A 22,901-nucleotide genomic window follows, 5' to 3' on the forward strand; every position below is an offset into this window, starting at 1 on the left:
CGCCTCAAATGCCTCGGCTACCAAGCTCCCATCCAGGCTCTTGCCAATCCCACGGGACCGAACACGTTCGCAGGGACCCATAACCACAGTTCTTGGTTTGGTTCTCGCTGGAGCTCCAGTCCCTCAAACAACAGACATCGGTGGTTATGGGCCCCTGCGTTCGCAGGGGCGACGAGAGAGTTAATCCCTGCTCGCCGGCGTTTGAATAAAGCCGCGGTTGTGGGTGGGGCTGATCAGGATTTCGTTGATGCAGACGCGCGACGGCATGCCGGCGACGAAGGCGATGGTGCGGCCGCAATCTTCCGGCTGGAGCATTTTGGCCTGCTCTTCCGCTGACGGCACGACGGGGCGCAGTTTCAGGATTGGCGTCGCCACTTCGCCGGGCGAGAAGCAGCAGGCGCGCAGGCCGTTGACGCATTCGTCCATGTTGAAGGAATGGGTCAGCGCCAGCACTGCATGTTTCGTCGTGGTGTAGGCCGGGCCCGGCATCTTCGAGACGTGGCGTCCGGCCCAGGAGGCGACGTTGATGATGGTGCCGTCCTTTTGTTTCCGCATGGTCGGCAGCACCGCGCGCATGCAATAGAGCACGCCGTTAAGGTTGATCTCGACCAGCTTGTCCCAGCCTTCCAGCTCCATGTCGGCCCAGCTTCGCTTCGGCACGTTAATGCCGGCGCTGTTGACGAGGCAATCGATCCGGCCATGTTTGGCGACGATCGCTTCGGCCGCCTTGTTGACGCTATCCTTGTCGCTGACGTCGAGCTGGATCGCCTCGGCCTTGCCGCCGTTTTTGGCGATATTCGCCACCACCCGGTCGAGCTCCTGCTTGCGGCGGCCCGAAACCACCACGGTCCAGCCGTCGGCCGCCAGGTGCTCCGCCGCGGACTCGCCGATCCCGGTGCCGCCGCCCGTCACCCAGGCCACGCGTTTCCCATCATTTGACATGCAAACTGTCTCCGTTGCTTTTTGAAGGGCGTTTTTGCTAATCCAGCCAGCGGAATTTCCCCAGCCAGCGCCCGCCCCTTCAGGGAATGTTGCATGAACACGACCGCTAATGCCAATCTGTTTTCTCGCCTGTTCGACAACCTCGATGATCCCTCGCGGCTTGCGATCGAACAGCTCGACGGCACGCGTATCTCCTATGCCGACCTGATCGCGCTGGCCGGAAAGACCGCGAACGTGCTGGTCGCGCGCGGCGTCAAGCCGGGCGACCGCGTCGCGGCGCAGACGGAAAAATCGGTGCCGGCGCTGGTGCTTTATCTCGCGACCGTGCGCGCCGGCGCGGTGTATCTGCCGCTCAACACCGCCTACACGCTCAACGAGCTCGACTATTTCATCGGCGATGCCGAGCCGTCGCTGGTGGTGTGCGATCCCTCCAAGGCCGAGGGCATCCACGCCATCGCGGCCAAGGTCGGCGCGAAGGTCGAGACGCTGGACGCCAACGGCAAGGGCTCGCTGACGGATGCGGCGGCCAAGGCGCCTGCGGAATTCACCACCGTTCCGCGCAAGAACGACGATCTCGCGGCGATCCTCTACACCTCCGGCACCACCGGCCGCTCCAAGGGCGCGATGCTGACGCAGGATAATCTCGCGTCCAACTCGCTGTCGCTGGTCGACTATTGGCGCTTCAGCAAAGACGACGTGCTGATCCACGCGCTGCCGATCTACCACACCCACGGCCTGTTCGTGGCGAGCAACGTCACGCTGTTCGCGCGCGCCGCGATGATCTTTTTGCCGAAACTCGACACCGACCTGATCATCAAGCTGATGGCGCGCGCCACCGTGCTGATGGGCGTGCCGACTTTTTACACCCGCCTGTTGCAGAACCCGGCCCTGTCGAAGGAATCGACAAAACACATGCGCCTGTTCGTGTCCGGTTCGGCGCCGCTGCTCGCCGACACCCATCGCGAATGGTCTGCGCGCACCGGACACGCCGTGCTCGAGCGCTACGGCATGACCGAGACCAACATGAACACGTCGAACCCCTATGACGGCGAGCGCGTGCCCGGCGCGGTCGGCTTTCCGCTGCCCGGCGTCTCGCTGCGCGTCACCGATCCCGAGACCGGCAAGGAGCTCGCGCGCAACGAGATCGGCATGATCGAGGTCAAGGGCCCGAACGTATTCAAGGGCTATTGGCGGATGCCGGAGAAGACCAAGGCCGAATTCCGCGACGACGGTTTCTTCATCACCGGCGATCTCGGCAAGGTCGACGACAAGGGCTATGCCCACATCGTCGGCCGCGGCAAGGATCTCGTCATCTCCGGCGGCTTCAACGTCTATCCGAAGGAAATCGAGAGCGAGATCGACGCCATGCCGGGCGTGGTGGAGTCCGCCGTGATCGGCGTGCCGCATGCCGATTTCGGCGAGGGCGTCACCGCGGTCGTAGTCTGCAACAAGGGCGCCGATGTCAGCGAGGCTTCCGTGCTGAATGCGCTCGACGGGCGGCTGGCCAAGTTCAAGATGCCCAAGCGGGTGTTCATCGTCGATGAACTGCCGCGCAACGCGATGGGCAAGGTGCAAAAGAATATCTTGCGCGATACTTACGGGAAGATCTACGCGAAGTGAGGTGGGCGACGCTACCGCGGCAATTTCGGTGTCGTCCCGGCGAAAGCCGGGATCCATAACCACAGGCGATCGTTGTAGAAGCAAAGCCGTCGACCACCGTTTCCAAATAATTTCCGCCGCGGCGTATGGGTCCCGGATCAGCGCTCGCGGAGCCTGTCATCGGGCGGCGCTTCGCGCCGACCCGTTGGCTCGTTTGTCCGGGACGACGTGGGGAGAGAGCGTGCGCTCGCGATCTCGCGGCATGGTTTCGCCCGAGCTTTTCAAAATTCGTCGCGCCTCTTCAAACCAGAGGGCGCAGGGAATGCCGGGTGCGCGCTGCACCCGCGGTCTCGTGTGCGCTGCTTGCGCAACAAAAAGGTGCACACGAGCATACAGGTGAAGCGGTGAACACGCCGACATCCCCTGCGCAATGGCTTTACGGCTTATAACGTGATCTCCCCGGTGAGAGCGCTTTGTTGTCACCGTCGGCTCGTGGATTGCTCCGCAAGACTTAACGCCTGCATAGCGGCGCCAGGACCACACGACTTCGCCGTACGCTCTGGGCGTTTTCGTCTGGTGAAGATTCACCACGCCAAAGCGTCCACCGCATCTCATCCCAACGCTTGGTGACGATGGCCAACGCCCCTCCTCGGGGATGAGACGGCGAAGCTTATAATTCTGATTTTCAGAATCGGCAAGCGAAATATTTTTGCGCAGCGGTCTGGACAGGTTTTTGCTGATTTGCCCGTCGTGTTGAATAGGTCACATATTAGCGGCCGTCGTAGGATGGGTAGAGCGCAGCGAAACCCATCAACCGCTGTTGCAACGCTCCCGGAAGATGATGGGTTTCGCTTCGCTCTACCCATCCTACGAGCTGTGGCTCCTATTCGATCACCCGGTCGGCAATCACGATGTATCGCTCCGGCACCTCGATGCCGAGCGTCTTCGCCGTCTTGAGATTGATGAACAGGTTGAACTTGGTCGGCTGCTCGAACGGCAGCTCGGCGGGCGCGGCGCCTTCGAGCACGCGTTTCAAGAGCCGCGCGACGCCCTGATAGGCTTCCTTCGAATCGCGCGAATAGGCGAACAGACCGCCGGCTTGCGCGAACGGTTCGGTGAAATTGCTGAAGGCGGGTACGCGCGCCGCCAGGGCGCGGGCGATGATCGGCTCCGACAATCCGAACAGGCTGTTGTCGGAGAGCACGAACACCGCCTTGGCCGGCTGCTGCGACAACTCGGCGAACACGGTCTCCAGATCGGCCGGCGCGGTGACGTTCACGGAATCGATGACGAGCCCGCCTTTATCGGCCTGCGCCGTCAACGCCGCGAGCATCGCGGGGTGCGCGGGATTGGCGAGGTTGACGATCGCCAGCACCCGCCGCGCTTCCGGCAGCGTCTCGCGCAGCATCTCCAGCAGCTTGAGCTGCGTATCCTCCGCCATGGTCGAGACGCCGGTGACGTTGCCGCCGGGACGGGACAGGCTCGCGACAAGGCCGACAGCCACCGGCGTGTTCAGCCCGGTGCCGACGATCGGCACGGTGCGCGACAATTTCTGAACGGCAAAGGCCGCGGTGTTGGTCGAGACCACGACGGCGCGCGGATGCTTCGCAAGCAACTCCGCCGCGAGCGAGGGAAACTGCGCCACGTCGCTGTCGGCCCAGCGGAACTCGAACGCATAGTCGCGGCCCTCGACGAGACCGGCCTCGCGCATGCCCGCTTCGAGTTGCATCATTTGTAGCTTGCTGGAGGCCGCCTCCGGCGTGCCGCTGCCGAGGATGGCGATTACGGGCACGCCCTTCTGCGCGCGCGCCGCTGACGGCACGGCCGCAGCCGCTCCCAACAGCGTGATGAATTCGCGCCGCCGCATGCCGGAATCTTCCCAGGCCCGCTTTTCTGTAGGCAGCCCCATCGACTGCACGGCCGGCTTACCACAACGCGGCGGTTCGCGGTATCGCCCCGGCCCGTCACTCCATCACCTCGTCCGCGGTGGCGAGCAGCATCCGCGGCAGATCGATCCCGAGCGCTCTGGCCGCTTTCAGGTTGACGATGAATTCGAACTTGTCCGGCTCCTGCACCGGAAGTTCGGCCGGATTGGCGCCCTTGAGAACCCGATCGATGTACGCAGCCGAGCGCCTGAAGATGTCGGCGGTATCAGGCCCGTAGGCCATCAGGCCGCCTTCCGCGGGGAACGGGCGATAGACCGATATCGCCGGCAAGCGGGCCTGCTGCACCAGCCGGGTGATCTCCTTGATATGGACAATGGTGAAGGGATCGGGACCGATCAAAAGGCCGCCGCCGGCGGTTTTCGCAAAGTCATTGATCGCCGGCGCGAGTTCGGCGGCCGAGGCAATCGGCATCGGCACCAGCGAGGGCGCGCCGGGCTGGCGCGCTGCTTCGATCTCGGGCATGAAATTCCGGTAGAAGGGCGCGGTGGCGGGATTGAACAACAGCGCCGTGCGGCTCACGCCGGACTGCAACTCACTGAGCAGCCCCATCCATTTTCCGACCAGGGCGGGATTGATGTAGGTAAAGCCCGTGATGTTGCCGCCCGGCCGCGACAGCGACTTTACAAATCCAAGACCGACCGGATCGTTCGTCAGGGCAAAGACGATAGGAATCGACGTCGTGAGCTTCTGCAAGGCAGCGACGACCGGCGTGCTGTTGGCAAGGATCACATCCGGCGCCAGCGCCACCAGCTCTTCCGCGTATTTCCGGATCAGATCGATCTTGCCCGCCGCCCAGCGATATTCGATGCGGACGTTCTGTCCATCCTTCCAGCCGAGGTCGGCAAAGCCCTGGCGGAACGCGCCGATACGCTTCTGGCTGTCGGCATCGCTTTCGGCGACCGTCATCAGCACGCCGACGGTGCGCGGCTTTCCGCCCTGCTGGGCCCTCGCCGGGAGCGCCGCCATCGGCAGCACAAGCGGAGATGCCGCTGCGCCGCCGAGCAGCGTGATGAACGCGCGCCGTTTCATGAACGTGTCCCCAGACCCGCGCCGGGTTTGATGCCCGGTCCCGCTTTCAATTTCTAGTTGGCAATTATGACCCGCTCAACAAGCTTATCACGAACCGGCCGCCGACGATGAAGAGATAGCAACCGAAGGCGAGTTCCAGCGTGCGCTTGGACATCGCATGCGCGACCCGCACGCCAAGCGGGGCGACCAGGAGGGCGGTCGGCATCACCAGCAGCGCGCCGATCAGTGAGACATAGCCGAGAGCGAACGGAAGCTGGAGCGCGGCGACTTCGGGGAACTTCGACGCGGCGGGCCAGCCGGCATAGACATAGCCGAGCGCGCCGGGGATCGAGATCAGCACGGCCAGCGCCGATGAGGTCGCGACCGCCTGATGGATCGGGCGGCCGTAGAACGTCATCAGCAGATTGGCGAACAGGCCGCCGCCGACGCCCATCAGGGTCGAGAGCAGGCCGATGAAGAAGCCGTAGACGCGCATCAGCAAACCGGTCGGCATGACGTCGCCAAGCTTCCAGTTGTCGCGCGCCAGGATCAGCCGCGCCGCGGCCGACCACGCCACGCCAACGAACACGATCTTGAACAGCCGCTCCGGCGCGTAGCGCGCCGTGACGCTGCCGGCGACGACACCGATCACCACCGGCAGCCACCAGGACTTCAATATCTCCATATCGACCGCGCCGCGCTTATAGTGGGCGCGGAACGAACTGATCGAGGTCGGGATGATGATCGCGAGCGAGGTGCCGATGCAAAGCGGCATCCGCACTTCCAGCGGAACGCCCGCCAGCCGAAAGCATTCGTAGAAAACCGGCACCAGGATCGCGCCGCCGCCGATGCCGAAAATGCCGGCGAAGAAGCCGGACAGCGCGCCGACCACAACCAGCATCAACGCGAGTTCGACGACCTCGGTGACGCTGAGGCCAGCGACTGTCATCTGACGGTTTCCTCATGGCGAACGCTGCCATCGCAAACGTTCATGAATCGTGCTTCAGGTATACCAGCAATCGGCGGTGCGCCGGATGATGTCAACGCCTGCAAATGCAGGGCTCATGCGTAGGTATGAACCATCATTCGCAAGGGATGGTTTTCGTCATTGCGCTGGCTGTTTCGACTCAATAAATAGAATTCCTCTACACGATCCATCGGGGCCGGCATTCGGCCCCTGAAAACTCTTAAAAGCCGACATGACCGCCAGGATCGATCGACCGCTTTCGCCCCATTTGCAGACCTATCGCTGGACGCTGACGATGGCGCTTTCCATTGTCCATCGCGGAACCGGCCTTGCGCTGTATTTCGGCACGCTGCTGCTGGCTTGGTGGTTGATCGCGACCGCCTCCGGCCCGGGCGCCTATGGCAATGTGCAGGCGTTCACCTCGAGCTGGTTCGGCAAGCTGGTCCTGTTCGGCTACACATGGGCGCTGCTGCATCATCTGGTGTCGGGCCTTCGCCATTTCGTCTGGGATCTCGGCTACGGCTTCAAAGCCAATGAGCGCGAGGCGTTGACCTGGGGCGCGCTGATCGCCGGCATCGCGCTGACGATACTGGTCTGGATCATCGCCTATGCCATTGGAGGCGCCCGATGAGCGACCGCTCCTCCATGCGCACGCCGCTCGGCCGCGTCCGCAATCTCGGCTCTTCGCATTCCGGCACCAAGGATTTCTGGCGCCAGCGCCTGACCGCGGTGGCGATGACGCTGCTGATCGTTCCCGTGATCGTCATCATGCTGATGCTGGTCGGACGCAACCAGGCTGGCGCGTCGCAGATCCTCGGCTCGCTGCCGATCGCGATCATCCTGCTGCTCTTCATCGTCGCCAGTACCTGGCACATGAAGATCGGCATGCAGGTGGTGATCGAGGACTATGTCCATAACGAGAAGCTGAAACTCGCCAGCGTCATGGCTAACAACTTCTTCTGTATTGCGGTGGCATTGGCGTCGATCTACGCCATCCTTAAATTGTCATCGGGAGTCTGAACTATGGCTTCTGAAGCTAACGGCAAGGCCGCGAACGGCGCGGGACCTGCCACCAACGGAAAAGCCTATCCGATCGAGGATCACACCTACGATGTCGTCGTGGTAGGCGCCGGCGGCGCGGGCCTTCGCGCGGTTGTCGGCTGTAGCGAAGCGGGCCTGCGCACCGCCTGCATCACAAAGGTGTTCCCCACTCGCTCGCACACCGTGGCGGCGCAGGGCGGCATTTCCGCTTCGCTGGGCAACATGCACCAGGACGACTGGCGCTGGCACATGTACGACACCGTCAAGGGGTCGGACTGGCTGGGCGATCAGGACGCGATCGAATACATGGTGCGTCACGCGCCGGAAGCCGTCTACGAGCTCGAACATTGGGGCGTGCCGTTCTCACGTACCGAGGACGGCAAGATCTATCAGCGGCCGTTCGGCGGCATGACCATCGACTACGGCAAGGGCCAGGCGCAGCGCACCTGCGCCGCCGCCGACCGCACCGGCCACGCCATGCTGCACACGATGTACGGCCAGGCACTGCGGCATTCCGCCGAATTCTACATCGAGTTCTTCGCCATCGACCTGATCATGGACGACCAGGGCGTCTGCCGCGGCGTGATCGCGCTCAAGCTGGATGACGGCACGCTGCACCGCTTCCGGGCGCAGACGACGATCCTCGCGACCGGCGGCTATGGCCGCGCCTATGCCTCCTGCACCTCGGCGCACACCTGCACCGGCGACGGCGGCGGCATGGTGCTGCGCGCCGGACTGCCGATGCAGGACATGGAATTCGTCCAGTTCCACCCGACCGGCATCTACGGTTCCGGCTGTCTCGTCACCGAAGGCGCGCGCGGCGAAGGCGGCTATCTCGTCAATTCCGAAGGCGAGCGTTTCATGGAGCGCTATGCGCCGTCGGCGAAGGATCTCGCCTCGCGCGACGTGGTCTCGCGCGCGATGACGATCGAGATCCGCGAAGGCCGCGGCGTCGGCAAGAAGAAGGATCACATCTACCTGCACCTCGATCATCTCGATCCAAAGGTGTTGCAGGAGCGGCTGCCGGGCATTTCCGAATCGGCCAAGATCTTTGCCAATGTCGACGTCACCCGCGAGCCGATCCCGATCCTGCCGACCGTGCACTACAACATGGGCGGCATCGCCACGAATTATCACGCCGAAGTGCTGACCAAGAAGAACGGCGACGACAATGCGGTGGTGCCGGGCCTGATGGCGATCGGCGAAGCCGCGTGCGTCTCGGTGCACGGCGCCAATCGCCTCGGCTCCAACTCGCTGATCGACCTCGTGGTGTTCGGCCGCGCCGCCGCGCTGCGCTGCGCCGAAAAACTCACCGCCAACGGCAAGCAGCCGGAGCTGCCGGCGGATTCCGCCGAGCTCGCGCTCGGCCGGCTCGATCATTACCGCTACGCCGCCGGCGGCACGCCGACCGCAAAGCTGCGCGATTCCATGCAGCATGTGATGCAGAACAATTGCGCGGTGTTCCGCACCGGCGATCTGCTTCAGGAAGGCAAGAACCTGATCCACAAGGTGCATGGCGGCATCGGCGATATCGCGACGTCGGACCGCTCGCTGGTGTGGAATTCCGATCTGGTCGAGACGCTGGAATTCGACAATCTGATCGTGCAGGCGGTGGTGACGATGGATTCGGCCGCCAACCGCACCGAAAGCCGCGGCGCCCATGCCCGCGAGGATTTTCCGGACCGCGACGACAAGAACTGGATGAAGCACACGCTGGCGTGGATCGACCATGGCGGCAAGACCGCGATCGACTACCGCCCGGTGCACGACTACACGATGACCAACGACGTGCAGTACATCCCGCCGAAGGCGCGGGTGTACTGAGCATAACAACGACCCGTCATTCCGGGATGGTGCGCCAGCACCAGACCCGGAATCTCGAGATTCCGGGTTCGATGCTTCGCATCGCCCCGGAATGACGAAAGGCAAGGCAAATGGCTGATTTCGTGCTTCCGAAGAATTCCAGGATCACCGGCGGCAAGACGTGGCCGAAGCCGGCGGGCGCGACCGAGACGCGCGAGTTCCGGGTCTATCGCTGGAATCCGGACGACGGCAAGAATCCGAGCGTCGACACCTATCATGTCGACATCAACGATTGCGGCCCGATGGTGCTGGACGGGCTGATCTGGATCAAGAACCACATCGATCCGACCCTGACCTTCCGCCGCTCCTGCCGCGAGGGCGTCTGCGGCTCCTGCGCCATGAACATCGACGGGCAGAACACGCTGGCCTGCACCAAGTCGATGCATGACGTCGGCGCGGGCGGCGCGGTGAAGGTCAACCCGCTGCCGCACCAGCCGGTCGTGAAGGACCTCGTTCCCGACCTGACCAACTTCTACGCGCAGTATGCGTCGATCGAGCCGTGGCTGAAGACCACGACCCCGACGCCGCAGAAGGAATGGAAGCAGAGCCACGAGGACCGCGAAAAGCTCGATGGCCTCTACGAGTGCATTTTGTGCGCCTGCTGCTCGACCTCCTGCCCGAGCTATTGGTGGAACAGCGACCGCTTCCTCGGGCCCGCCGCCCTGCTACAGGCGACGCGGTGGGTCACCGACTCGCGCGACGAGGCCACCGGCGAGCGGCTCGACAACCTCGAGGACCCGTTCCGGCTCTATCGCTGCCACACCATCATGAACTGCGCCAAGGCGTGCCCGAAGGGTCTTAACCCCTCGCAAGCGATCGCCGAGCTCAAGCTGAAGATGGTCGAGCGGCAGATCTAGGTCCAGCGGAAGACGTCGGGCGTCGGCGCACGGCCACAGGAATCGCACGACAAATTCTCCTGCTTGGAATCGCTCTAAGAGCTATTCCAAGTTTTCCCGACGATCACTGATGCTATGGCATCGCGGCGCGACGCGGTGTCGCACGTGTTTTGTCAGGAGAATTTCATGAAGGCGCTCATCAGGGGTTGTGCGGTTGCCATGGCGTTCGGCGTATTCGCCGCAGCGCCGGCATTGGCCGACGGCTACAAGGACTGCACCAAGATCGACAAGGCTTCCTGGAAGCCGGCGAGCGAGGCGGAAGCCAAGGCCAAGGAAGCCGGCTACGAGGTTCGGCGCTCCAAGGTCGAAGGCTCCTGTTACGAGGTCTATGGCGTGAAGGGCGGAAAACTGTTCGAGCTGTTCTACAGCCCCGAAGACCTCAGCCTGAAGCACACCATCGCCAAGTAAGCCGGCCCGCTTGCAGCAGCCCGTCCAAGCGTCAGTCGACGCGGCCTCACCAATGCCGGCGCGCCCGCGCGCGCCGGACATGGTGCGGGTGTGGGATCTTCCGCTGCGCGCCACGCACTGGGCGCTGGCCATCTTCGTGCTGGTCGCCTGGTTCACGCCCAGCACCTACGACCGCTTGCACCGGTTCGCCGGCTACACCGTGCTCGGCCTGCTGGTGTTCCGGCTCGCCTGGGGGGTTTTCGGCACGCGCTATTCGCAATTCCGTACGCTGCGGCGCCGGCTGCGCGCCACGCCGCAATTCCTCTGGAACCTGCGGCGCGGCAAGACCGGGCGTTATCTCGGGCTCAACCCGGCGGGCGCGGCGATGCTGGTGGCGATGCTACTGCTGCTTGCGATCTCGACCATCACCGGGTGGATGTCGACCACGGTGACGTTCTTCGGGGTGCCCTGGGTGGAGGACACCCACAGCTACGTCTCCGACGCCGTCATGATCCTGGCCGTGCTGCACGTGCTCGGCGTCCTCGCGATGTGTGCGTTGCAGAGAGAAAACCTGGTGCGGTCGATGTTGTCAGGCTGGAAGCGGCGTCACGCCTTTCCGCACAAGCGGGACTGAACGGCCCTCCGGGGAGCCATGCGGTTCCATCGCACCGCCCTGCTTTGTTCTCACGACAGTTTGACGTAAGGTTGCAGCGGCCGAATTCGGAGCGCCCGTGCACCCCGCACAACGCAATTCGTTAAAATTGCTGCAATGGATGATGGCGGCCTCGCTGGCCCTCCCGCTGGCGCTGTTCATTTTTGCCTCCACGGTTTCCTGGATTTCGATCAAGGAGGCCGCCGACCGGGAAATCGGCCGCACGCTCGATGTCGCGCATGAGCACGCGCTGAAAGTGTTCGAGACCATCGACCGCGCCAATTCGGAAATCGCGGAAGTTATCCGCGGCATTCCGGACGAGGGCATCCGCTCGCGCGAGGAAGCGCTGCATCAGCGGCTGAAGGAAATGGTCGCTTCGCTGCCGCAGGTGAAGTCGACCTGGATTTTCGACGCCAGCGGCCATGCGCTGGTCAACAGCCTGGTGTCGCCGCCGCCCGAGATCGACTTTTCCGACCGCGACTATTTCAAGGCGCATGTCGCCGCCGATATCGGCACCTTCATCGGCGCCGCGCTGACCCCGCGTCCGCCCTATCAGGGCGCGCCGTTCTTCGGCGTCAGCCGCCGCCGGCCGAGCGAGAGCGGCAGCTTTACCGGCGTGATCCAGGCCTCCGTCTATCCGGAATATTTCGAGAATTTCTACGCGCGGATCGGGCGCGAGCCCGGCAGCTTTTTCGCATTGGGCCGAACCGACGGCATGGTGCTGGCCCGCTTTCCGACGCTCGATCGCGGCGTCCAGCTCGACCGTGACGGGCCCGTCGGCAGGAAGATGGCCGCCAATCCCGAAGGCGGCCTGATCACGGTGACGTCGCCGACCGACCAGATCGAGCGCCGGATCGGGTACAGGCGGCTCGCCGGCTATCCGATCTATGTTAGCGCGGGTCTCGAGACTTCGGCGATCCGCGCGCGCTGGCTTTCCACCGTGAGCCAGCATCTGGTGTTCGGCCTGCCGGCCACCGCGCTGCTGTTCGTATTCCTCGCGTTGGCGCTGCGGCGGACGCAGAATTTCTATGCCGAAACCGCCAAGCGGCAGGAGGCGGAGGAAGCATTGAAGCACGGCCAGCGCCTGGAGGCGCTGGGCCAGCTCACCGGCGGCGTCGCGCACGACTTCAACAATCTGCTGACCGTGATCCGCGCTTCGGCCGACATGTTGCGGCGGCCGCATCTTTCCGACGAGCGGCGGCAGCGTTATGTCGAGGCGATTTCCGACACCGTCAACCGCGCCGCGAAGCTGACCGCGCAACTGCTGGCGTTTGCGCGGCGGCAAACGCTCAAGCCGGAACTGTTCGACGTCGGCGAAAGCGTGCAGATGCTGAGCGAGATCATCCGCACCCTGACCGGCGCGCGCATCGAGATCGTCACCCGCGTCCCGGGCGGGCCCTGCCTGATCAATGCCGATGCCGGCCAGTTCGAGACGGCGATGATCAACATGGCGGTCAACGCGCGCGACGCCATGGGCGGCGAAGGCCGGCTGACCATCGCGGTTCGCACCGTGGCCGAACTCCCCGGCCCCGCGCCGCATGCAACACGCGCCGAGGGCTATGTGGCCGTCACCGTCGAGGATACCGGCAGCGGCATTCCGCCGGATCAGCTCGGACGGATTTTTGAGCCGTTCTTCACTACCAAGGAAGTCGGCCACGGCACCGGGCTCGGGCTGTCGCAGGTGTTCGGCTTTGCCAAGCAATCGGGCGGCGAGGTGACCGTCGACAGCGAGCTCGGCAAGGGCAGCGCCTTCACGCTGTATCTGCCGCGCGTCATCGGGGCAGAGCGTCCGCTACAGGCCACGCCGGCGGAATCGTCGGCAGCCGACGGCCACGGCATCTCGGTGCTCGTGGTCGAGGACAATGCCGAGGTCGGACGATTCGCGAGCGATGCGCTCACTGAGCTCGGCTACGACACCACCATGGTCGGCAGCGCCGTCCACGCGCTGGAAGAGCTGTTCAACGATTCCAGCCGCTTCGACGTGGTGTTCTCCGACGTAGTGATGCCGGGCATGACCGGCATCGAGCTGGCGCAGGAAATCCGTCGGCGCGGCTATGACGTGCCGATCGTGTTGACCAGCGGCTACAGCCATGTGCTGTCCGAACAGGGCACGCTCGGCTTCGAGCTGCTGCAAAAGCCCTATTCGGTCGAGCAGCTTTCGCGCGCCCTGCACAAGGTGGCGCGGCGGCGCACCGCGCGCGATGCGGCGCCGGCGGCATCCTGAGCCCGTATTCCCCGTCATTGCGAGCCACCCGGTCGGCGCAAAGCGCCGCCGGATGACAGGCTCCGCGAAGCAATCCATCTGTCGCTTTGCCGAGCTATGGATGCCGACGGCTTCCAGTCCGGTGGCATGCCCTCGCCGCAGCCGAAGCGGCGATACTTCTCTGCCGTCTAAATTAGCGCTCACGGCTCCACGGGAAGAGCGAGGCAGGGAAGTCCGCCGCATACCGGTGTCCTATCGGCAGTCGGGACTCTTCTGGCGGAGGATTCGGATCTGGCTCCACGACCTTCCGATAAAGATGCCAACTGGCATGGCCGAGCACAGGCAGAACGACGCAGAGGCCGACGAAGGCCGGCAGTGAACCGATCGCGAGCAGCGCCGCAACGATCACCCCCCACGCGGCCATGGGAATTGGATTCATCCGCACCGCCTGCAGCGACGTCCGGATTGCGTCTATCGCAGTCGCATGCCGGTCGAGCATCAGTGGAAACGACACGACGCTGATGCACAGGGCAGCCACGGCGAAAAAGAAGCCAACGCCGCAGCCGACGATGATGAGCGTCCAGCCTTCCGGCGTCGTCAACACGCGCGTTGCGAAATCAGGGATGCTCGCAGCCGCAGCATAGCCAAAGGTTGCAACATAGATGGCGTCCGCGACGGCGATCCAGACCCCGAACAGGACAAGGAGTATCGCGCCGAGTCCGAGGATGGCGCCGAAAGACGGTGCCCGCAGCACGTGCATTGCGTCCATCGCAGAAGGTTCCTCGCCGCGCTCGCGGCGGCGGCTGAGTTCGTAGAGACCGAGCCCGGCAAAGGGACCTATCAGCGTAAAGCCGGCAGCCAGCGGAAAGAGCAGCGGCAGCAACGAAGCGCCGAGGACCATTCTGAAGATAACGAGACCGAGAACGGGATAGATCAGGCAAAGCACGACTGCGTGAGTTGGTATGGCTTTGAAGTCTTCCCAGCCCAGCCGCAACGCGTCGGTCAAGTCGGAAAGGCCGATTTTCCGAACGACATATTCGGTGGTGACGCCGAACAATTGCAGTTTCGGTCTTGCGAAAATCGTTATGGCCATGGTCCCGCCTCCTTGCTCGTGATCGCATGGACAACCACGCTCCCTGGAGACGCGCGTACCGCCTCATGCGCGAAAATCGCGATCGAGCCCGGCAAACCAATCGCTGAATGGACGTTGCCGGACGGAACGTGTCGCGACCGGTCGAGTGAACTTTAGCTCGGCAGACGAATGACAGCGCTCACGGTTGGGTGAACTGTGCATTTGCGACGATCTGCACGATTCATGACATAGCGCAGCCGATGGCACGCTAAGCACGATCTTGAGCACGCCATATTGACGTCGGGCCATATCAAGATCATGCTGAGTCCCACACGCCCACTTCCGATGAGGTTGCGGTCTAGCGACCGTTGAACGGGCGAAGCAAAGCCACCACGGTGGCGAATCTGAACCGTCACCGCAGCAGACCTATGCTCCGCCCTGATCGTATCCGCAGCCTTCAACGGCAAGGATGCAAGAGGGATGGCTGTAGCAATCATATTGCTCCTGGTAGCGGTCGCCTCGGTGCTGTTTCACATCTACAGCCCGTGGTGGTGGACGCCGATCGCTTCCAACTGGCGCTACATTGACGACACGATCAACATAACATTCTGGATCACCGGGGCGGTTTTCTTCGCAGTCATCGCGTTCATGGCGTATTGCGTCTTCCGATTCCATCACAAGGAAGGAAGACGAGCAGCCTACAATCCGGAAAACAAGAAGCTCGAATGGTGGCTCAGCATAGGGACGGGAATCGGGGTCGCAGCCATGTTGGCCCCTGGGCTGATCGTCTGGCACCAGTTCGTCACAGTTCCGGCCGATGCGACCGAGGTCGAGGTCATGGGACAGCAGTGGCAATGGAGCTACCGGCTGCCCGGAAAGGACGGCCGGCTCGGAACCTCCGACGCCCGTCATGTCAGTTCCGAAAATCCCATGGGGCTAAATCTCGACGATCCCTACGGAAAGGACGACGTTGTCATTCAAGACGACTTGCACCTCCCGGTCGGGAAACCGGTGAAGGTTTTGCTGCGCTCAATTGATGTCTTGCATGATTTCTACGTGCCCGAGTTCCGGGCGAAGATGGATATGATACCGGGCGCGGTCACATATTTCTGGTTCACACCAACCCGTACCGGAACCTTTGAGGTTCTCTGTGCAGAACTGTGCGGCGTTGCGCATGCGCAGATGCGGAGCAAGGTCATCGTTCAGGAAGAGAGAGAATATCACGCGTGGCTGGAGAAGCAGCGGACGTTCGCCGAACTGTCCGAGCAGCGCGGCGTCGCGAAGGCAGCTTACAAGGCAGACAGCGAATGAAGATAGCGAGGAGCGCCGCGTAGCGAGAGGCGACTCGCAGCAGGGGGAGACCAGGGAGGACAGTTCGATGGTCGATATCCCGTATCAGGAAGTCACAGGCATCCCGCCGGCAGAAGTAGCTGACGTCGAGCTTTATCATCCAAGAAGCTGGTGGACGCGATACGTATTTTCGCAAGACGCCAAGGTCATTGCCGTCCAGTATTCGATCACGGCAATGGCCATCGGCATGGTTGCGCTGGTGCTGTCATGGCTGATGCGGCTGCAACTCGGATTCCCCGGCACGTTCTCGTTCATCGATCCGAGCCAGTACCTTCAGTTCATCACCATGCACGGCATGATCATGGTGATCTATCTCCTCACCGCGCTGTTTCTGGGAGGTTTTGGAAACTACCTCATTCCGCTGATGGTGGGCGCGCGCGACATGGTTTTCCCCTACGTGAACATGCTGAGCTACTGGGTCTACCTGCTCGCAGTCATTGTGCTGGCCGCGACCTTCTTCGTGCCCGGCGGGCCCACTGGCGCCGGCTGGACGCTGTACCCGCCCCAAGCGATCCTCTCCGGCACCCCCGGGCAGGATTGGGGCATCGTTCTCATGCTGGCCTCCCTGATCCTGTTCATTATCGGCTTCACCATGGGTGGCCTGAATTATGTGGTGACGGTGCTGCAGGCGCGCACACGCGGCATGACGTTGATGCGTTTGCCCCTGACGGTATGGGGTATTTTCACCGCCACCGTCATGGCGCTGCTGGCCTTCCCGGCGCTGTTCGTCGCCTCGGTGATGTTGCTGCTCGACCGCCTCCTGGGAACCAGCTTCTTCATGCCCACGCTGGTCGAGATGGGCCAGCAACTGAAGTATGGCGGTGGCAGCCCGATCCTGTTCCAGCACCTGTTCTGGTTCTTCGGACATCCTGAAGTCTACATCGTCGCCTTGCCGGCCTTCGGCATTATTTCCGATCTCATCAGCGTTCACGCGCGCAAGAATATCTTCGGCTATCGCATGATGGTTTGGGCCATCGTGGCAATCGGCGCGCTGAGCTTCGTCGTATGGGCGCACCATATGTATGTAAGCGGCATGCACCCGTATTTCGGGTTCTTCTTCGCCACGACGACACTCATCATCGCGATCCCGACCGCCATCAAGGTCTACAACTGGGTGCTCACCCTTTGGCGCGGCGACATTCACCTCACCGTGCCGATGCTGTATGCCCTCGCGTTCATCATCACGTTCGTAAACGGCGGCTTGACCGGCCTGTTTCTCGGCAACGTGGTCGTGGATGTTCCGTTGTCCGACACGATGTTCGTCGTGGCCCACTTCCACATGGTGATGGGCATTGCGCCTATCATGGCCGTGTTTGGCGGGATCTATCATTGGTATCCGAAAGTCACCGGACGAATGCTCAATGAGGCGCTCGGAAAATTCCACTTCTGGGTTACGTTCCTCGGCGCCTATGCGATTTTCTTCCCCATGCATTATCTGGGTCTGCTGGGCGTGCCCCGCCGCTATCACGACATCGGGGAAACGGCCTTCATCCCGGCATCCGCCCACGACCTCAATGCGTTCATGAGCGTGGCGGCCTTGATTGTCGGCTTCGCGCAGCTTGTGTTCGTGTTCAATATGATCTGGAGCCTGATGAAAGGAAAAGAGGCTGGCGGCAATCCCTGGGGGGCCACCTCGCTGGAATGGCAAACACCTGAGACCCCGCCGGGGCACGGCAACTGGGGCAAAGAGCTCCCCGTCGTCTATCGCTGGGCCTACGACTACAGCGTGCCCGGCGCCACCAGGGACTTCGTGCCGCAAAATGAACCGCCAGCCGGATTGATGGCGCAGGGAGTCCATCCGTGAGCGCCATCATACTGTACATGGCTGGACTAGCGGCCATTGCGGGATGGTGGCTCTCGCAGCAGCGACTGGCAGCCAAACCCTGGCTGGAGGAAGGCGTCATTGCCGATTCTCGCGGCGAGGCCCTGCCGTCGGCCAAAGTTGGACTGGGCGTATTTCTCGCGGTCGCCGGCTCGTTGTTCGCGCTCCTCATCAGCGCCTACTCCATGCGCATCAACATGGCGGACTGGCGGACGCTGCCGGTGCCGAGGTTGCTGTGGTTCAACACGGGCGTCCTGGTGGTGAGCAGTGTCGCGCTGCAATGGGCGTACATGGCAGCGCGCCGGAACGACCTCGAGGACGTGATCGTCGGCTTGCTCGCAGGGGGAGCATCCGCCGTTACATTCCTGATTGGGCAGCTCCTGATATGGCAACAGTTGAACGTCACGGGGTATTTCCTGGCGTCCAATCCGGCCAATGCCTTCTTCTACCTGATCACCGCTGCGCACGGGCTGCATCTGATCGGTGGTCTTGTGGCCCTCGGCAGAACCACCGCCAAAGTGTGGCGCGGCGTCGAGATGATCCGGCTGCGCCTGAGCGTAGAACTCTGCGCTATCTATTGGCATTTCCTGCTGTTGGTCTGGCTGGTCTTGCTTGGCCTGCTGACAGGCTGGACAGACGACTTCGTCGATATTTGTCGCCGGTTGCTCACCTAGGAAGGGCCAGGACCCGATGGCAGAGACTACGCTCGCAACTCCTGAACAATCACGTCCGCTGATCGCAGGTTGGCGTGGCATCGCTGATGACTGGTCGTCGGATCAGCGCGCTTTCAAGAATGTCTCCTGGGGGAAGGCCATGATGTGGATCTTCCTCCTGAGCGACACCTTTATCTTCAGCTGTTTCCTGCTGTCGTACATGACGGCGCGGATGTCGACGACCGTGCCTTGGCCCAACCCCAGCGAGGTCTTCGCCCTCAACATCGCAGGACACCACATCCCGCTCATCCTGATCGCCATCATGACGTTCGTCCTGATCAGCAGCAGCGGGACGATGGCGATGGCCGTCAATTTTGGCTACCGCCGCGATCGCGTCAGAACCGCAGCGTTGATGCTGGTCACCGCGGCACTTGGCGCAACGTTCGTCGGAATGCAGGCCTTCGAATGGACCAAGCTGATCATGGAGGGCGTCCGGCCCTGGGAAAACCCGTGGGGCGCGGCGCAGTTTGGATCAAGCTTCTTCATGATCACCGGCTTCCACGGCACTCACGTGACGTTCGGCGTGATCTTCCTGATCGCCATCGCGCGAAAGGTCTGGCGCGGAGACTTCGATGTCGAACGGCGGGGCTTTTTCACGAGCAGGAAGGGCAATTACGAGATCGTCGAGATCATGGGCCTGTACTGGCACTTCGTCGATCTGGTGTGGGTGTTCATCTTTGCCTTTTTCTATCTTTGGTGAGGTCGGCGCATGACAAACGTAGCGGTACAGATCGAAGCACGACAACCTGCATTACACATTCATGCGCCAGACGCAGTCGTTTCTGGCGCCACGCACGCAAAGGGGCAGCAGCACCCGATCAGACTTTATCTCGTGGTCTGGGGATGGCTGTTCGTTCTCAGCACCGGCTCCTATCTCGTCGACTACTTCGGCTTGCAAGGCTATCTCAGATGGTCGCTGATCCTGCTGTTCATGGTGTTGAAGGCCGGCTTGATCGTCGCCGTCTTCATGCACATGGCCTGGGAGCGGCTGGCCTTGGCCTATGCCATCCTGCTGCCGCCGGTGCTGGTGTTGGTGTTCGTGGCCATCATGGTGTTCGAGTCCGACTACACGCATCTCCTCCGGGTCGTGTTTTTCGCGGCAGCGACGTAGGAACCAGGAGACAGTCGGATGCGCCGTCTCGCTCTCGTGCTGGGATTCGGAATCTTCGCGATTGCCCCTGGATATGCGCAGGACGTGGCTTCGGGCGAGAAGATTTTCGTCCAATGCAAGGCGTGTCACCAGATTGGCGAGAACGCAAAGAATGCCGTTGGTCCGGTGCTCAACGGGCTGTTCGGGCGAAAGTCCGGGACGATTGAGGGCTACAGCTATTCCCCCGCGAACAAGAATTCCGGAATCACCTGGGATGAAGCCACTTTCCGCGAATACATCAAGGATCCGAAGGCCAAGATACCCGGCACCAAAATGGTTTTTCCGGGCTTGAAAGATCCGAAGCAAATTGACGATATCGTCGCCTTTCTCAAACAGTTCGATTCTGCGGGAAAGAAGGCGGGATTGTCCCTGCCGGAAGAAAGCTCGCGAAGATTCAGTAGCGGCGCAGTCGACGAAACTGGGTCTGCCGCCTTTCGGAGACTGCCTGACAGGAGTGTTCTACAACCGATGGCTTTTTTGAGTATCGACTGAAAGACGTCGCCATGTCGCTTGCAAGACGAGGCATTAATCTCATGCAAATCAATCGTTCAATTCTCCTTCGCGGGCGCTATGCCAGCATCGGGGACTATGTCGCGCTGACGAAACCGCGCGTTATGTCGCTGGTCGTCTTTACCGCACTAGTCGGTTTCATGGTCGCACCGGGCGGCATCGATCCCTTTGCCGGTGTCGCTGCGCTTCTTTGCATAGCTGCCGGAGCTGGCGCCGCAGGTGCGCTCAATATGTGGTACGACGCCGACATCGATGCGGTGATGGCGCGTACCGCCACGCGTCCAATTCCTGGCGGCCGTGTATCCCGCTCGGAAGCGTTAGTTTTCGGACTGATGCTTGGCATGTGCGCCATTGTGGCCCTCGGCATGCTGAACATGGCCGCGGCTGCACTGCTTGCTTTCACAATTTTCTTCTATGTCGTCGTCTACACGATGTGGCTCAAACGCCGAACACCGCAAAATATCGTCATTGGCGGTGCGGCTGGCGCACTCCCTCCGGTGATCGGCTGGGTTGCGGCCGCCGGACATGTTGGGCTCGAACCGCTCATCCTGTTCCTGATCATCTTCCTTTGGACGCCACCCCACTTCTGGGCGCTGTCGCTCAATCTTGCCGGAGAATATGCCCGCGCCGGTGTGCCGATGTTGCCGGTCGTAGCCGGCACGGCCGAAACAAAGCGCCAGATTCTTCTCTATAGCGTTCTTCTGGTTCCGACCTCACTGATACCCTGGGCACTGGGGTTCGCGGGGGCTATCTATGGCGCGACTGCGGCGATGCTTGGAGCGATCATGATTTTTCTCTCCTGGCAAGTACGTCGGAGCAATGACAAGGAAAGGCGGCACGCTCGTCGCCTGTTCGCGTTTTCGATGCTCTATCTGGTCCTTCTTTTTGGTGTGCTGCTGATGGATGCTGCACCCTACGCTCAGTCCCACTAACTAGACACATTTGAAGGGCCGATTCTAACGGTGAAATCGCGGAAGGCAAATCGGCTTGGCCTAGAGCGGGATGACTTTCTTCGAATCGTCATCCCGCTCTATCTTTTGTTTGAGCATGATCTTTTCGGAAAACCGGTACCCACTTTTCCGGATCATGCTCTAGCGCAAGCCTCAATAGCAATTAGCAAGCGTGACGGGTCATCCTGGCTAGGATTGCTTCGTCGCGGAGCCTGTCATCGGGCGCGCATTCGCGCGACCCGTTGGCTTCTCGCAATGACGGAAGCGCCCCCGACCTGTTCCTGCTTCATCCGTCCCAACCAGCGTTCACATGCGGGACCGACCATTGGGAGACGGCCATCGGCTTGAGCACGGGTGATCCGAGGAACGGCGCCGACAAACAATACAGGCCCGCATGCGTCGATATCCAGATCAGGTTGCGATCCCACTCGATGAAGACCGCTTCGGTCGTACCGCGGCGCCAGCTCAGATAGTTTTCCATCTCGCCGTCGCGCGGCGGAACGAAGTACGCAACTTCCTTCGGCTCGGTCGGGTCGGCAATGTCGAACAGGCGCAGGCCGGCATTGAGATAGGACAGCGCGACAACATCCGGACGCGCCTTGCCGGGCGCAATCCAGTGCTGCATGACGCGCGAGCTGAAGCGCCCGCGCGCCATCGCAAAGTCCTTGTAGGGCGCATCCGGATGCGGCATCGGACGCGGGAACAGACCGATGATGCGCGGGTTCGCCGGATCCTTGACGTCGACCACGTAGCTGGTGTGGAACGGCTCGCGGCAGTCGGCCTCGAGCGACTCCGGTACCGCGATGACGATGTTTTGCAGCTTGGGAAAGCGCGCCGGATCAGCCTGCACCGGCACCACGTGGTGATACGGAATGGCGCCGATGGCCTCGAGCGGATGCGTGACCTTGCCGAAGACTTTGGGATTGCGGATGTCGGTGAGGTCGTGGACATACATGCCGAAATGGCCCCAGCCGCCATAGCCGACCTTGCCGCCGTCCTCGACCCTGACCGGCACGATGCAGGGCGTGCGGTTGCCGGTCCATGAACACTGGTCGCCGGCGAACGGATAGGTCGTGCGATAGAGTTCTTCCTCGTCGAGCCGTTGGCCCGGAACCCACCAGCGCGACACTTCCTTCACCTTGGACGGATCGGTCATGTCGACGATCATCAGGCCGTTGCTGTAGACGCGCTCTGTGCTCTCCATGCGCAACTGGTCGTCCCAGCCCGCCGCCAGATAAGCGTATTTGCCGCCGTCATAGAACGGCAGGTGCACGCCAAAACCGGTCTTGCCGGTCTCGAATTCGTTCAGCAGTACGGTCTTTTCCGGATTTGTCACATCATAGGTTCTGATGCCGCGAAAGCCGGGATCGTCGATCGACTTCTTGGCATATTCCGGGTGATATTTGCCGCGCGGATATTCCGGAATGCCTGGCGTCAGCGGCATCGAATGCGAGATGACGCGGATCCACTTTTTCAGATCCTTGTTGTACACGGTGCTTTGAAACACACCGAGATTGGGCTCGCCGATCACCGTCGCCTTGGTGGGCTCCGTGATATCGATCCAGCCGTCCTTGTAAGCGATGAGCCGGCGGTTTCCCTTTGCCCACATGCAGGAATGCTCGTCGCCGAAGATCGTGATCTTGATCGACGGGTAATAGGCGACGACCTCCATGTTGGAGATGTACTGGTTGCGGTCGAGATAGTTCAGGGCGCCGGCGGGCATCCGGAATGGCACCACGCCGCCGCCGGCCATCACGCTGTAATTTCTGTCGGCAGCAGCGGCGGGTTGGAAGTTGGTTATTTGACCGTCATTTGCCATTTGCTGATCTC

General features: G+C 62.1%; 20 protein-coding genes and 1 pseudogene. 15 read left to right on the plus strand and 6 right to left on the minus strand.

The annotated features are described in order from the left end of the window. Nucleotides 1-180: 180 nt before the first annotated feature. Nucleotides 181-942 carry an SDR family oxidoreductase gene (locus JQ628_RS16950; protein WP_212223920.1) on the minus strand — a complete coding sequence of 254 codons (762 nt, stop codon included), beginning with the start codon at nucleotides 940-942 and terminating at the stop codon, nucleotides 181-183. A gap of 93 nt (nucleotides 943-1,035) precedes the next feature. Between JQ628_RS16950 and JQ628_RS16955 the strand changes: the two genes are divergently transcribed. Continuing rightward, the gene (locus tag JQ628_RS16955; RefSeq protein WP_212223921.1) at nucleotides 1,036-2,562 is read left to right on the plus strand and encodes a malonate--CoA ligase; all 1,527 of its coding nucleotides are present in this window, start codon (nucleotides 1,036-1,038) and stop codon (nucleotides 2,560-2,562) included. A gap of 862 nt (nucleotides 2,563-3,424) precedes the next feature. Here JQ628_RS16955 and JQ628_RS16960 read toward each other — a convergent pair. The 3 genes from JQ628_RS16960 to JQ628_RS16970 all read right to left on the minus strand — a co-directional run bounded on the left by JQ628_RS16960 (nucleotide 3,425) and on the right by JQ628_RS16970 (nucleotide 6,444). Continuing rightward, complete coding sequence (locus tag JQ628_RS16960) at nucleotides 3,425-4,450, minus strand: ABC transporter substrate-binding protein (protein ID WP_212223922.1); 1,026 nt, start codon at nucleotides 4,448-4,450, stop codon at nucleotides 3,425-3,427. Nucleotides 4,451-4,505: 55 nt separating this feature from the next. After that, on the minus strand, nucleotides 4,506-5,516 hold the full coding sequence (locus JQ628_RS16965) for an ABC transporter substrate-binding protein (protein ID WP_212223923.1): 1,011 nt from the start codon (nucleotides 5,514-5,516) through the stop codon (nucleotides 4,506-4,508). Between the two features lie 64 nt (nucleotides 5,517-5,580). Further along, a complete protein-coding gene (locus JQ628_RS16970) occupies nucleotides 5,581-6,444 on the minus strand; it encodes a sulfite exporter TauE/SafE family protein (protein ID WP_212223924.1) in 864 nt (287 codons plus the stop codon). Between the two features lie 250 nt (nucleotides 6,445-6,694). Here JQ628_RS16970 and sdhC point away from each other — a divergent pair, with 250 nt between their 5' ends. The 7 genes from sdhC (at nucleotide 6,695) to JQ628_RS17005 (ending at nucleotide 13,525) form a co-directional block, all read left to right on the plus strand. After that, nucleotides 6,695-7,093 carry a succinate dehydrogenase, cytochrome b556 subunit gene (sdhC, locus tag JQ628_RS16975; RefSeq protein WP_212223925.1) on the plus strand — a complete coding sequence of 133 codons (399 nt, stop codon included), beginning with the start codon at nucleotides 6,695-6,697 and terminating at the stop codon, nucleotides 7,091-7,093. A 14-nt stretch (nucleotides 7,094-7,107) separates the two neighbouring features. Then, nucleotides 7,108-7,482, plus strand: coding sequence for a succinate dehydrogenase, hydrophobic membrane anchor protein (gene sdhD, locus JQ628_RS16980; RefSeq protein ID WP_212224222.1), 375 nt, complete (start codon nucleotides 7,108-7,110; stop codon nucleotides 7,480-7,482). A gap of 3 nt (nucleotides 7,483-7,485) precedes the next feature. After that, a complete protein-coding gene (gene sdhA / locus JQ628_RS16985) occupies nucleotides 7,486-9,327 on the plus strand; it encodes a succinate dehydrogenase flavoprotein subunit (RefSeq protein WP_212223926.1) in 1,842 nt (613 codons plus the stop codon). A 110-nt stretch (nucleotides 9,328-9,437) separates the two neighbouring features. Then, a complete protein-coding gene (locus JQ628_RS16990; RefSeq protein ID WP_212223928.1) occupies nucleotides 9,438-10,223 on the plus strand; it encodes a succinate dehydrogenase iron-sulfur subunit in 786 nt (261 codons plus the stop codon). Between the two features lie 198 nt (nucleotides 10,224-10,421). Further along, nucleotides 10,422-10,670: a PepSY domain-containing protein gene (locus JQ628_RS16995; RefSeq protein ID WP_433996141.1), complete on the plus strand. Its 249-nt coding sequence runs from the start codon at nucleotides 10,422-10,424 to the stop codon at nucleotides 10,668-10,670. A 52-nt stretch (nucleotides 10,671-10,722) separates the two neighbouring features. Next, nucleotides 10,723-11,283 (plus strand): cytochrome b/b6 domain-containing protein, encoded by a 561-nt coding sequence (locus tag JQ628_RS17000; RefSeq protein WP_212223930.1) that lies wholly within the window; start codon nucleotides 10,723-10,725, stop codon nucleotides 11,281-11,283. Between the two features lie 97 nt (nucleotides 11,284-11,380). Further along, on the plus strand, nucleotides 11,381-13,525 hold the full coding sequence (locus JQ628_RS17005) for a hybrid sensor histidine kinase/response regulator (protein ID WP_212223931.1): 2,145 nt from the start codon (nucleotides 11,381-11,383) through the stop codon (nucleotides 13,523-13,525). Between the two features lie 172 nt (nucleotides 13,526-13,697). Here JQ628_RS17005 and JQ628_RS17010 read toward each other — a convergent pair whose 3' ends face one another. Next, nucleotides 13,698-14,597, minus strand: coding sequence for a DUF2189 domain-containing protein (locus JQ628_RS17010; RefSeq protein WP_212223932.1), 900 nt, complete (start codon nucleotides 14,595-14,597; stop codon nucleotides 13,698-13,700). Between the two features lie 459 nt (nucleotides 14,598-15,056). Between JQ628_RS17010 and coxB the strand changes: the two genes are divergently transcribed. The 7 genes and pseudogenes from coxB to JQ628_RS17045 all read left to right on the plus strand — a co-directional run bounded on the left by coxB (nucleotide 15,057) and on the right by JQ628_RS17045 (nucleotide 21,053). After that, nucleotides 15,057-15,887, plus strand: coding sequence for a cytochrome c oxidase subunit II (gene coxB / locus JQ628_RS17015; protein ID WP_212223933.1), 831 nt, complete (start codon nucleotides 15,057-15,059; stop codon nucleotides 15,885-15,887). A 67-nt stretch (nucleotides 15,888-15,954) separates the two neighbouring features. Continuing rightward, nucleotides 15,955-17,730 carry a cytochrome c oxidase subunit I gene (gene ctaD, locus JQ628_RS17020; RefSeq protein ID WP_212223934.1) on the plus strand — a complete coding sequence of 592 codons (1,776 nt, stop codon included), beginning with the start codon at nucleotides 15,955-15,957 and terminating at the stop codon, nucleotides 17,728-17,730. Continuing rightward, complete coding sequence (locus JQ628_RS17025) at nucleotides 17,727-18,422, plus strand: cytochrome c oxidase subunit 3 (RefSeq protein ID WP_212223936.1); 696 nt, start codon at nucleotides 17,727-17,729, stop codon at nucleotides 18,420-18,422. The genes ctaD and JQ628_RS17025 overlap by 4 nt, the downstream gene beginning before the upstream one ends. A gap of 16 nt (nucleotides 18,423-18,438) precedes the next feature. Further along, a complete protein-coding gene (locus JQ628_RS17030) occupies nucleotides 18,439-19,161 on the plus strand; it encodes a heme-copper oxidase subunit III family protein (protein ID WP_212223938.1) in 723 nt (240 codons plus the stop codon). Between the two features lie 9 nt (nucleotides 19,162-19,170). Then, complete coding sequence (locus JQ628_RS17035; RefSeq protein ID WP_212223939.1) at nucleotides 19,171-19,572, plus strand: cytochrome C oxidase subunit IV family protein; 402 nt, start codon at nucleotides 19,171-19,173, stop codon at nucleotides 19,570-19,572. 18 nt (nucleotides 19,573-19,590) lie between these two features. Further along, nucleotides 19,591-20,012 (plus strand): annotated as a pseudogene (locus JQ628_RS17040) (c-type cytochrome). 132 nt (nucleotides 20,013-20,144) lie between these two features. Next, the gene (locus tag JQ628_RS17045; protein ID WP_212224223.1) at nucleotides 20,145-21,053 is read left to right on the plus strand and encodes a heme o synthase; all 909 of its coding nucleotides are present in this window, start codon (nucleotides 20,145-20,147) and stop codon (nucleotides 21,051-21,053) included. 304 nt (nucleotides 21,054-21,357) lie between these two features. On the opposite strand, the gene JQ628_RS17050 is transcribed toward JQ628_RS17045, so the two are convergent. Continuing rightward, entirely contained in the window at nucleotides 21,358-22,890 is a 1,533-nt protein-coding gene (locus JQ628_RS17050) for an LVIVD repeat-containing protein (RefSeq protein ID WP_212223941.1), read from the minus strand. Between the last annotated feature and the right edge of the window lie 11 nt (nucleotides 22,891-22,901).

Origin of the sequence: Bradyrhizobium lablabi (genome assembly GCF_018129385.1) — a bacterium.
Lineage (GTDB): Bacteria > Pseudomonadota > Alphaproteobacteria > Rhizobiales > Xanthobacteraceae > Bradyrhizobium > Bradyrhizobium lablabi_C.